The 11982-nt window shown below is 45.9% G+C and carries 10 protein-coding genes; 2 read left to right on the top strand and 8 right to left on the bottom strand.

The annotated features are described in order from the left end of the window. Positions 1 to 126: 126 nt before the first annotated feature. From manA to malX, 3 genes are all read right to left on the bottom strand, one after another. Positions 127 to 1314: a mannose-6-phosphate isomerase, class I gene (gene manA / locus VJL_RS16695; RefSeq protein WP_038879635.1), complete on the bottom strand. Its 1188-nt coding sequence runs from the start codon at positions 1312 to 1314 to the stop codon at positions 127 to 129. Positions 1315 to 1335: 21 nt separating this feature from the next. Continuing rightward, the gene (locus VJL_RS16690) at positions 1336 to 2514 is read right to left on the bottom strand and encodes a MalY/PatB family protein (RefSeq protein ID WP_038879632.1); all 1179 of its coding nucleotides are present in this window, start codon (positions 2512 to 2514) and stop codon (positions 1336 to 1338) included. A gap of 92 nt (positions 2515 to 2606) precedes the next feature. Further along, positions 2607 to 4178 (bottom strand): maltose/glucose-specific PTS transporter subunit IIBC, encoded by a 1572-nt coding sequence (gene malX / locus VJL_RS16685; protein ID WP_038879629.1) that lies wholly within the window; start codon positions 4176 to 4178, stop codon positions 2607 to 2609. A 237-nt stretch (positions 4179 to 4415) separates the two neighbouring features. On the opposite strand from malX, the gene malI reads away from it, so the two are divergent. Beyond that, entirely contained in the window at positions 4416 to 5438 is a 1023-nt protein-coding gene (gene malI / locus VJL_RS16680) for a Mal regulon transcriptional regulator MalI (protein ID WP_038879626.1), read from the top strand. On the opposite strand, the gene VJL_RS16675 is transcribed toward malI, so the two are convergent. Further along, positions 5435 to 6175 carry a DeoR/GlpR family DNA-binding transcription regulator gene (locus VJL_RS16675; protein WP_005436345.1) on the bottom strand — a complete coding sequence of 247 codons (741 nt, stop codon included), beginning with the start codon at positions 6173 to 6175 and terminating at the stop codon, positions 5435 to 5437. The two genes, malI and VJL_RS16675, sit on opposite strands and share 4 nt — an antisense overlap. A gap of 91 nt (positions 6176 to 6266) precedes the next feature. Next, positions 6267 to 6656: a VOC family protein gene (locus VJL_RS16670; RefSeq protein ID WP_038879623.1), complete on the bottom strand. Its 390-nt coding sequence runs from the start codon at positions 6654 to 6656 to the stop codon at positions 6267 to 6269. A 158-nt stretch (positions 6657 to 6814) separates the two neighbouring features. On the opposite strand from VJL_RS16670, the gene VJL_RS16665 reads away from it, so the two are divergent. Beyond that, positions 6815 to 7291: a peptide-methionine (S)-S-oxide reductase gene (locus VJL_RS16665; protein ID WP_038879615.1), complete on the top strand. Its 477-nt coding sequence runs from the start codon at positions 6815 to 6817 to the stop codon at positions 7289 to 7291. A 152-nt stretch (positions 7292 to 7443) separates the two neighbouring features. Here the strand turns inward: VJL_RS16665 and VJL_RS16660 are convergent, their stop codons facing one another. From VJL_RS16660 to VJL_RS16650, 3 genes are all read right to left on the bottom strand, one after another. Continuing rightward, positions 7444 to 8856, bottom strand: coding sequence for an alginate export family protein (locus VJL_RS16660; RefSeq protein WP_005453010.1), 1413 nt, complete (start codon positions 8854 to 8856; stop codon positions 7444 to 7446). A 101-nt stretch (positions 8857 to 8957) separates the two neighbouring features. Next, positions 8958 to 10544 (bottom strand): PTS transporter subunit EIIC, encoded by a 1587-nt coding sequence (locus VJL_RS16655; protein WP_038879612.1) that lies wholly within the window; start codon positions 10542 to 10544, stop codon positions 8958 to 8960. Between the two features lie 3 nt (positions 10545 to 10547). Continuing rightward, on the bottom strand, positions 10548 to 11954 hold the full coding sequence (locus VJL_RS16650; protein ID WP_173400275.1) for a Sapep family Mn(2+)-dependent dipeptidase: 1407 nt from the start codon (positions 11952 to 11954) through the stop codon (positions 10548 to 10550). Between the last annotated feature and the right edge of the window lie 28 nt (positions 11955 to 11982).

Here is an 11982-nt window from a genome sequence, read left to right as displayed (position 1 = left end):
ACATAAAAAATCGGAAGCCTAGAAACAGGCTTCCGATTATCTCTCAGCAGAAGGATCGGTCAACCGATCCTTATCTGATCTACATTGCGCTGTTCAAGCGGCCTATTAATATCAACAACGAAATGACTAGTTATACGCCCTCGCCAACGTACCATTCCCTTGATATTGGTAGAACTTACAATCGTTAGTGATAAACGCGGATTCTCCGGCTTTAAGAGTCAGACTTGTTTCTGATGTCATGACCTCAACTTCGCCTTCAACACAAAAAACAATCTCAGCACCACGCACAAACTGTTGCTTGTATTCTTCATCGGAAGAGAGAATATCAAACCCAAAATCGTCTACCGGAATTGGATAGCTCAACTTGTCCTCTTTGTGAATTGGCGACAGCTTAATCAGTTCCGGTTGCGTGGTGTGAAATGCTGTATTGGCGATAAGCTCATCCACATCAATGTATTTGGGCGTTAAACCAGCTCTGAGGACGTTGTCTGAATTCGCCATTATTTCCAGCGCTGTGCCTTGAACATACGCATGAGGCGTTTCGGCATGGAGGAACATCGCTTCCCCAGGCGCAAGCTCTATCGTGTTCAACATCAACGGAGACAGCAATCCAATGTCTTGCGGGTAATGCTTTTGAAACTCCGCCACATAACCGAGCACTTCTCTTTCCAATGCCGTCTTTGGACCACGCTCTAACGCTGCGTCCAGTTCTGCCAAGGCTTGAATTTTATGAGCTTCGTTCAACGTCATTATCGCCGTGAAGAAACCTTTCAACCCATCTTGATTTGGGTGTTCGGCTAACGCGGTCACCTCACCATCTAAACTGCGAATACCGAATTGGCGGAACAGCATCAGTATTTGTTCTATCGGACGAAAGCCATTCATGGCCTTGTAGAAAGTCAGCGCGTAGACCAACTCTGGCTTGTGATTAGCGTCTTTGTAGTTGCGATTAGGAGCATCAAGCGGGATACCTTGTTCATTCTCTCGTGCAAAACCAAGCTCAGCTTTACGCTTGCTAGGATGAACTTGAATCGATAGCGGAGAATCCGCCGCAAGCACTTTGAATAGATAAGGAAGTTCCCCAAAACGCATCATGGTGTAATCACCAAACATGCTTGCTTTGTCTCTCGCAATCACATCAGATAATAACTCACCGGTTGTTGCAAGGCGCGAGCAACCATTAGGGTGCGCTCCCATCCAAATTTCAGCTTGAGGTTGATGGTTTGCATTATCGATGCCAAACAGTTTAGAAATCGACTCTTTGCTTCCCCAAGCGTAGTTTTGAATCACGTTATCTAACTTGAACAGTGACATCTCACACTCTCCCACGGTGTTTTAACACTGCAATTTGATCGCTTGAATCAAGGCTGAAACGCCCTGCTCGACTTTGCTTCTTGGGCAACCCAGATTGAGTCTGAGATAGCCTTTACCAGAGTCGCCATAAACATCTCCAGACATGATGGCGACATTGAATTGTTCAATTAACGCTTGATTAAGCAGCGTCATATCTAGATTCAAAACAGATAAGTCAATCCATGCTAAATAGGTCGCGTCTGGGACAAGGTAACTCACTTCAGGAAAGGCGCTTTCCAGAGCTTCTTTCACGTATTGATGGTTAGCCAATACATACTCGTTAAGCGCCTTTAACCAAGGTTCTCCGTGACGATAAGCCGCTATCGTACCAAGCACGCCCATGATAGAAGGCGATGAAAGAGCATCCACCTCTTTGAGTTTATGCAGATAACGTTCGCGAGTTGGTGAATCCGCGATCAACGCATACGCACCATTCAAGGCTGGAATATTGAATGATTTAGACGCCGATGTGACGACAGCCCAATCTTGTGAACAACCAAACCCCACGTAAGGGATGTGACGCTTAAAGCTCACGTCCATGTGGATCTCATCCGAAATCACTTTGACCTGGTGATGGTTACAAAGCTCCGCCATCTTTTCCAATTCGCTTTGGTTCCATACTCGCCCTGTTGGGTTATGAGGGCTGCATAACAACAGCACAGTATTATTCTGGTCAGCGAGTTTGGTTTCCAGATCTTGCCAGTCAATTTCAAATCGACCTTGCTGCTTGATGAGCGGACTGCGAACGCACGCACGACCTTGCCCTTCAATCATTTTGTCGAACGCATCATAAGCTGGTGTATGGAACACCACGCCCTGTTCCGGCTGACTCCATTGCTCAATCAGCTTTGACACAATGTAGATAACCGATGGTCCGTACACCACTTGCTGAGTGTCGATTTCGCAGTCAAAACGAGTTTGATACCAGTAGCGAATCGCGGACTTAAAATCCTCATGGTTCCAGCGGCTATAACCTAATACCGGGTGATCTAAACGTTGTTTAAGCACATTCATCACGGGTTCTGGCGCAGCAAAATCCATATCTGAAATGGTAAACGGCAGTAAACCCGCTTTACCAAATCTATCCTGAACGTAGTCCCACTGCGTGCAGTAAGTGCCAGTGCGATCAATCGGTGTATCAAAGTCGAAATTCTGAGTCATACGAATATTCCAATATTAAGGTCCCTCGTCACAATCTCATTGGGGGGGAGGATGGAGATTGTGCCGAGGGGGAGCATCTATCAAGGCAGTGATTAGCTTGCAGACATGATGGCTTGCATTTCGTTCTTCACTAGGTGAACTTGCGTACCAATAACGACTTGCAGGTTGTGCTCATCAAGCTTCACTACGCCCAGCGCGCCGTTGGCCTTCAACTTAGCGTCGTCGACCAAACTCATGTCGTTAACAGACAAGCGAAGGCGAGTGATGCAGTTATCCAGAGCCGTGATGTTCTCTTTGCCACCAAGAGCTGCCAATACTGCAGCACCTTTGCCAGATTCGTTGATGAATGCTGCTTCAAGTTCTTTGTCCACTTCCGCCGTATCGACTTCACGACCTGGTGTTTTTAGGTTGAACTTAGTGATCGCAAACTTAAATACTGAGTAATAAACCACGAACCAAATACCCGCCACCAGCGGTACTAAGTACCATTTCGTCGCCGTACCTTGCAGGATACCGAACACCAAGAAGTCAATCAGGTTGCCGTCTGTGTTACCGATGGTGGCATCAAGCAAGCCCATCACCATAAAGCCCAAACCAGTCAGAATCGCATGGACGAAGTAAAGCACTGGCGCAACAAATAGGAACAAGAACTCAAGCGGCTCAGTGATACCACCTACCACACAAGCTACGACACCAGAGATAAGCAGTGCTTTGATTTTTGAGCGGTTCTCAGGGCGAGCACAGTGGTACATCGCAAGAGCCGCACCCGGTAAACCGCCTAGGAAGGTTGGCATTTTACCTTGAGACAAGAATGCCGTGACTTCCGGTGTAAACGCCGTAGTATCAGGGCAAGACAATTCAGAGTAGAAGATGTTTAGTGCGCCAGACACGGTTTGACCACACACGTCCATAGTACCGCCTGCTTCAGTGAAGCGAATCAGCGCAACCAAGATATGGTGAAGACCGATTGGCAGCAATAAACGCTCGCCTGTACCAAACAACATTGGACCGAAATCACCCGCGCCTTCAATCACATGACCGATACCATTGATGCCCGCAGCAAAGTAAGGCCATACGAATGGGATAAACACACCGACAACGCCCAGTACCAAGGCAGAAATGATTGGAACAAAACGAGCACCACCAAAGAACGCTAGCGCATCTGGCATTTTGAAGGTGTAAAAGCGCTGGTGAAGTTTCGCAACAATCACACCAACGATCACCGCACCAAGGATACCGGTATCAATCGATTCAATCCCAATGATGCTTTTCACGCCGTAAGCGGCACGTTCCGCTTCACTGTCTAGTACACCAGCGACGGTTAGGAAGAAGTTGATCGCAAGGTTGAAGGCAGCATAACCAACGAAGCCCGCGAAACCTGCCACGCCTTTTTCTTCACGCGCTAATCCAAGCGGGATAGCAACGGCGAACATCACAGGCAAGTAGATGAATGCGACAAGACCGATTTTGGTCATCCACATAAACAGGTATTGCAGAGGGGTGTTGTCTAAAAATGGGATGGCTTCTTTGATAGCGGCGCTAGAAAACGAGCTGCCGACACCAAGGAGAATACCTGAGAATGCCAGCAGCGCGACTGGCAACATGAAGGTCTTGCCGAGGCTTTGCAAGAACTCCCACATGGTCGATTTATTGCTTTTAGACATAGTTTGTCTCCGGAAATTGAGAACTTGTAGGGCTCATACACATCACATTATGTGCGCATGAAGTGTTGTTTTTATGCACTCAATATACGCTGCTAAAAATTTTGATAAAACGTTTTACCAAAAATTCTGTGATCGAGTTAGATATCTTTTTCCACAAACTGTGTAGGGCTTTTAAAATCAACCTAATAGGGTTACAGTTTGATGATAAAACGTTTTTCTAATCCATAAAGTGAATCTATGTCGTCAAAAAAAGTGACCATTACAGAAGTCGCTAAACATGCTGGCGTGTCAGTTACCACCGTCTCTATGGTGTTGGGGAATAAAGGGCGGATCTCTCCAGACACAATAGAAAAGGTCAACGCTGCGGTAGAAGAGCTCGGCTATATCCGTAACCGTGCCGCTGCCAACCTACGATCCAATTCCAGTGAAATCATTGGACTGATCCTCAAAGACATCAGTGATCCCTATTACGCAGAAGTCGCGGCAGGATTGAGCGAAGAAATCGAGCAACAAGGTTACATGCTGTTTCTGGCTCAAAGTGGGGATAGCCAAGAAAAGTTTGAGAAGTGCGTATTAACCATGGCACGCCAAGGTGTCGGTGGTATTGCCTTTTGCCCGATTGGTGAAAGCCAGCAGTTCAACGTCGAAAACCTCAAGCAGCACAATCTGCCAATGGTCTGCATTTCACGCGCTTCGGTGGATAAGCAAATCGACTATGTAGGACCAGACAACATGTACGCCGCCAAGTTAGCGACGGAGCATCTGGTTAAGCAAGGTCATCGCAGAATCGCTTATGTCGGCGGCGCGAGCAGTTCTTTGTGTCGTGCTGAGCGTATTGGTGGGTATTGTTCAACTCTGATGCAGTTTGGTTTGCCTTTCAAACCAGAATGGGTGGTCGAGTGTGAGAAAAGCCAAGCGTCTGCTGCTCAAACTGTGCAGCAATTATTGTTGGAACATCCACAGATTACTGCGGTTCTTTGTCACCATTCCTCGACGGCACTAGGCGCAGTTTATGGCATACATCGAGCGGGACGATCCATCGGTAAAGATCAGTTTATCGGCGAGCAAGTATCGGTGATTGGTTTTGATGACGTTGAAGAAGCAGAGTTAATTGAACCTCCGCTCACCTTCGTTAATTCCAATGCACGAGAGATGGGAAGACAAGCGGCAAAACGATTGATCAATCAATTGAAGCAAGAAGACAATGAGCCTTACAGCTTGATCCTGCCTCCCAAACTCATTGTTCGTGAGTCGGCTTAACCCAACACCACTTCCACACCTTGCTTTCTCAACTGTTCGAGGTCGCTTTTCGGAGCGGCTTCGTCGGTTAACAGCACCGAGATTTCACTCGTTTTACCAATCGAAGATGGGTAGATTTGCCCAAACTTACTTGAATCCGTAAGCACAATGTTGCGACGCTTTTTCGCAATGATGGTTTCAGCGATTTCTGCGCGCATCATGTCTCGGCTCGTAAAGCCTGTGTCTTGATGGAAGCCGTCAATACCCAAGAAAGCCGTGCTGAAGTGAATATTCTCAATACACAGCTTGGTTAACGGTCCAACCAAGCTCTCGCCTTGATGCTGATACACTCCACCAAGCAAGATGATGTTAGCTGAGGTGTTACGGATGAGGTGGGCGATGTACGCTGATGGAGTAATGATGGTGACGTCACCACGTTCAGCCAACGTGCGAGCCAAGAGCGCATTGGCACTGCCACCTTCGATTAACACGGTTTCATTTGGTGATACCAAATCTGCCGCTTTGTTGGCTAACGCTTGTTTGATGTCGAAGCGCACTTCAAGTCTCGTATCAATATCGTCACTTTGTAGCGCCGTCGCTGCGCCGTGTACACGCTTCAAGTAGCCTTGTTGCTCAAGGAAATTCAAATCCTGCCTGATGGTCACGCCCGACACGCCAATGATGTCAGAAAGCTCCGTCACTTGAACGCGTTTGCGGTCATTAACCAATTGCAGGATTTCGTTTTGTCTTGAGTTCACAGGCTCGCTCCTTATAGATGAGCTTGCAGTATACGCCCGAACACTTTCATATGAAAGCAGCCTGTGAACGATAGAATTAAGCTAAGTCGCGTTAAACCGTAAGCTCAAGACGGTTGCCATCTGGATCTAGCACGCAGCTTTCATAATAACCGTCACCTGTTTGTCTCGGACCGTCGATCCATTGGTAGCCATCACCCACTAAGGTTTTGGTTAGTTGGTCCACTGCTTGTTCTGATCCTAAGGCGAAGGCAAAGTGTGCTAATCCGGTTACCTGCATTGCATGAGATTTTTCACAGACGGTGACACCTTCCATCGACATTAACTCCAATCGTGCGCCACTTTCAAACGAAAGAAAGTAAGATGAAAACTGCTTGGTTGGATTGTGGTATTTGTCGTTAGACACCGCGTTAAAGTATTTCTCATAGAAGGCTTTTAGCTCTTCCAAACGTTCAGTCCAAATCGCGATATGTTCAATTTTCATTAGGATTCCCCCTAGCTCTTAACTGCGTTCAATCTAACGAGGAAAAGCAGCACAAAAAAGAGAGCAAATCACCACCGAGTTGTTCCTGTTTTATGGTTGGAGTTGTGTTTGAATGAAAGTGATGCCCATAATGGCGCAAAGTTTTTCAGGACAGAATGATGGAAGAAATTTACTTCGCAGGCGGCTGCCTTTGGGGCGTTCAAGAATTTATGCGCCACCTTCCGGGCGTAATCAGCACCGAAGCAGGACGAGCAAATGGCATGACGGACAACACTCAATCTGAATACGATGGCTACGCCGAATGCGTGAAAACCCAGTTCGACCCTGCACAAGTGTCGGTTGAAACTTTAATGGGGTATCTGTTTGAGATCATCGACCCGCACAGTGTTAACAAGCAAGGTGAAGACGTAGGTGAGAAGTACCGTACTGGTGTCTATAGCCAAAACGAACAACACCTAGCCATCGCTAAAGCGTTTATCGCAGCAAGACCGGATGCTGAGAAGATCGCCGTAGAAGTACTGCCACTTACAAACTATGTGCCAAGTGATGATGAGCATCAAGACCGACTCACGCGCTTTCCAAACGACTACTGCCATATCCCGTTAGATTTGCTGCATAAGTACAAGCAAACCTAGTGGCATCCACTGAACACTTCCCAGTTTTCCAATAAAAAAGCCCAGCATGTCGACTGGGCAAAATTGCTGCTTAAAAAACATGACGTGCCTTAATCAAGGCAAATAGGACAGATAAAAGCAGTATGCTTGGATATTTATCGTCTATCGCAATACTAGAAGTTGTAGATCACTGCGATTTCGGCACGAGTAATGTTGTCGCTTTGAGGACCGACAACATCTCGCGTATAGTCACTATCCAACGCATAGTACAGGTTCAACTCCGTTTTTAGGTTGCCCGTAATGTAGTTGTGGAACTGCAGATAAAATTGAGTGTAAGCGTATTTTTCATCAGAGTTTTCACCGAACAAAATATCCTGATTTAAGGTATAAATCGCATCGTCTGTATCGGCGCGCCACGTTGACATAAAGCCAGTGATAATGCTCTGTTTTGGCATGTACTCAATAACTGAATAACCGCCAACCTGCATTGCGTTACCGTAAGCCCCGTCATGAGCAAAACCTAGAGGGTCCCCCGTCCATAGTGGGTTGAACGTGTTCACTTTATCGCTATCCTTGCTTGTTCCCGATGCATAATGAAGGTTTAAACCTGCACGTACATTCCAATCTGCACTCCAGTTGTAGTTCAGATCCGCATAAGCCATATACGCTGAAATATCTTTGCCAGCATGGTCACCAAACTGATAAACACCATCAACCATGTACCCGAAACCTTCACGAACAAAATCATGTGCGTGCAAGCCCAGCACTTGAATATCCACATCCCCATCCGGAGCATTAACGAATGAACTGTTGGTCACGTCATTGCTCATGAAATAAGCCTGCATTGCGCCATAGTCCGTGCGCCAATTCGCAAAGATACCAGTGGAGGTTTTTCCGTTGGTTTTGTCATCCCAGTTCCCACTCCAACTGCCATCTTTGCGCAATGGGAAGACTTCTTCACCGTAATAAACATCAAAGTTGATGCCATTCACTCTGTATTTGGCACTCGCCGCATTCCAACTCGATTGCACGGGTGTTGGTTCTCGGTTCATCATTTGCCATTCATTGAGGTAGATCTCTTGGCGTCCTAAACGTGTGCTCAAATACTGTTCACCATCATCGAGCAGCTTGAACTCTGTGAATAGTTGGTGGAAGTCAGTACCAGCATCATCTACCGGACCAGGGTTATCTAAGTTGGTGTAGTTGGTGCGGATTTCACCGTAGATTCGAGCCCAATCTTGGTATGTCACATCAGTAGCAAACTGCATTCGGCTACGGAACTCATTTTTCTTACGTACATCAGAGTCATACATATGATTCCAACGATTATCAAAAGCCGCTTTAATGTTACCGCTAAATGAAACTTTCCACTCTCCATCATCAGTAATATCAAGGCGTTTTAACTTCTCTGAAAAGCTCTTTTCGCTCTCCGCAAGATTGTCTACGTAGCTCCAATCTTCATTTGCACGATCACCCCAAAACACGATTGGGTTTCTTTCAGACCATGTAGGGGCTTCGGTTGCGTGTAGCGCACCAGAAATACTCACTGCAAGCAAGGTTAGGGACACTTTTGTTATATTTTTCATAATTATATTTCCATATTTTGGGTACAGAAATCCCTACCCGTGGTGCTCGCACCACAGGAGGGTTCACTTGTTATTGGTTTTTTATTTGTAGGGGGGAATGATTAAGAGTCGACGCCCAGCGCTTCTTTAATACCTGACGCAATGGTAATAACGTTCGCACCGTAGATGACCTGAATTCCTTTTGGCATTCTCACCACGCCAATTGCATTCAGTTGTTTTTTCCAGACATCATCTGCTGCCGCTAACGTTTCATCATGTAGGGAAACCCTTAAGCGTGTGGCGCAGTTTGAAACGTTATCGATGTTCTCAGCACCACCCAGCGCTTTAATAATTTCGACTGGAAGACCTGCAGAGCTCTGCTCTTTTTTCTTCTTGAAGTCTGCTTTTGAGTAAAGAGCGATATCTGCATCATTGTCCTCTTCACGACCTGGTGTTTTAGAGTTGAACTTCAGAATCACGTACTTAAATGTGTAGAAGTAAACAACGAAGTACAGTGGGATAATCCATAGCAACGCCCAAGCATGTACCTTCTCTGGCTGTAGTAGGTTTGGCACCATAAATAACAGTTGGTTACCATGAATCGAGACGCCAAACATCTCAGTAATGACATAAGCCAAACCGTTTAATGGCACGTGCACAGCAAAGAACAAGAATGGTTGAACAAACAAGAAAGTATATTCAAGTGGCTCTGTGATCCCGATAACTGCTGCAGTAAATACGGCAGGGATCATAATCGCAGCGACTTTCTTTTTGTTTTGTGGTTTCGCGGTGACATACATCGCATAAGCCGCACCTGTAAGACCACCAATCTGAATTGGAATACGACCACTAGTAAAGTTATGTGTGATGTAACCAGTTGCCTCAGGGGAGCTCATTTGACCATTCATGATATTACGTACACCTTCGTACACAACACCATCAATTTCCATTACCCCACCCACACGAGTGTATTCAATTGGGAAGGCGATGAGATGGTGGAGACCAAATGGTAGTAACCCCTTATCAAACACGCCGAATAGGAAAGATCCAAAGATACCCGAGCTAGTAATAAGCGTCGTGATAGATTGCAGCCCACCCGCGATCGGCGGCCAAGCATGATAAGCAACAAAGCTGATCGGCATAATCGCAAGATAAGCAAAGATTACGACAGCACGTGGACCAGAGAAGAAGCTCAACATTGCTGGCATTTCAAATTTGTAGAAGCGGTTGTGCAGTGCCGCTGTGATACAGCCCACAATGATCCCGCTGAAGATCCCCATGTTGTATGAGAATACGCCTAGGTTTTCACCCCATAGTGAATTGAAATTTTGTGCGGCAACTTTGTCGTAACCCATGTTGTTAACAAGGTAATCAACACTGGTCGTTTCCGGAGTCCAGCCGTTAAAAGCGGCAATGGAACCAATCGCGACGTTGAAACACATAAACATGGTAAAACCTGTAAATGCTGCCCAACCTTTTTCAGATTTTGACAAGGCAAAGGCTAAACCAATCGCAAAGAATGGTGGTAGGTTTCGCATTACCATCAAACCAAGATCGAGCATCAGTTTGAAGAACGCAAAAATGACAGAGTCTTGAGCTGACATTTGGTTTACAACGCCAGCGCCTATCCCTATAAAAATACCTGCAATGACCAGTACAATGATGGAAACCATCATACCGCCGGCAAGTGCTTGAACCTTATCTCTCATAATTTACTCCTGAAGTGATATGAGAACTTTCACGTATATCGTTATTGCTTTTATTAGTGACTCTAGGTTGAGCTGTTCATTTGGCTCGTGCACAAAGGTCACTTCTTCAGGGAAAGTTGGTCCAAAAGCTACTCCATGCTCCAATGCACGCGCGTACGAAGCCGCGCCTTTACTAAAGCAATTTGCATCCGTTCCAGTAACATCGGAATAAGCTTTCCCCATCGCTTGGATAAGGGCACTTTCGGGAGAGAGGTAGGATAGAGGTAAGTACTGATGTTCGACAAAGTTCACACCAGCTTGTTGGGATAAAGCCAGTAATTGGGAACGAACTCTCTCGATACTCAGTCCTTTAGGAAACCGAAAATCAAAATCCAAATTGTAGCCATGCGAATCCATGTTGATGGCAGAAACACAACACGTTGTGTATCCCATCTCATCATCGTTATGGTATAGACCTAACTTATGCCCGGCGTAGTCATTTGCAAAGTGGGAATCAAGCAAGTGGACCAAGCTGGCAGAGTTTGGATCTAATCCTTCCACATGACGCATAATGTTGACGAACTTGTCCATGCAGTTATCAACTTTATGCGGGTTGCGGGATTTCTCCCACGGCGTTGAAATCTCAACGCGGTAATGTGACTGACAGTCAATCACATCAGCAAAAGCAGCAAACTGATGCGCTACTTTTTCAGCACTAGAGCCTGCCAATTCAAGCACCAAAAAGTGACAAGTGGATGTTCTATCTCGTTCACTCTCGATGCGTCTAATTTGGCATGCGCTATCACTGCTTCTGGCAGAAAATTGCTTCCCCAATGACGCATACAAAATACCCTTTTCACCGTTGACGATTGGGAAGTCGCCATCTGGAGAAAAGCCATATTCTGGCTGCGGATTGTGTTGAAAGTAATGCTCTACACATTCCCAAGTTGTCTCTTCTGCACCACCAATAATGACTCTTATTTTCTTATTGAGAGGGACAGTAAGTTGTTTAAACAACTTGAGGATGTACAAGCTAGCAATCAGTGGACCTTTGTTGTCTGTTACGCCTCGTCCAAAAACCATATTATCAATTTTAGTCATACGGTACGGCGGCGTTCGCCATAGCATCTCATCCCCTGCTGGCACCACATCAACATGGTGCAGCAGAGCGATTTCTTGATCACCTTGCCCAAAGCTTATATCCAAAGCATAACCTTGGTGATCACGCACTTCTAAACCTTCTCTTTCAGCAAATTTGATTAAGTAATCAAACGCTTGCCTAATTTGATAACCAAACGGAGCATTCTCTGTTTGTGTCGTCAAATCACGTACTGATGGAATAGCAACTAACTCAGATAAATCGTTAAGTAACTCATCAATATGCTGTTCAAGATACTCGATTGCTTCTGTCGAAAACTTGCTTTCCATCATGTTTAATCCCTTAAATCCCTAGCCAAGA

Source organism: Vibrio jasicida CAIM 1864 = LMG 25398 (genome assembly GCF_000400365.1).
GTDB lineage: Bacteria > Pseudomonadota > Gammaproteobacteria > Enterobacterales > Vibrionaceae > Vibrio > Vibrio jasicida.
This window is presented reverse-complemented; position numbering and strand designations above follow the sequence as displayed.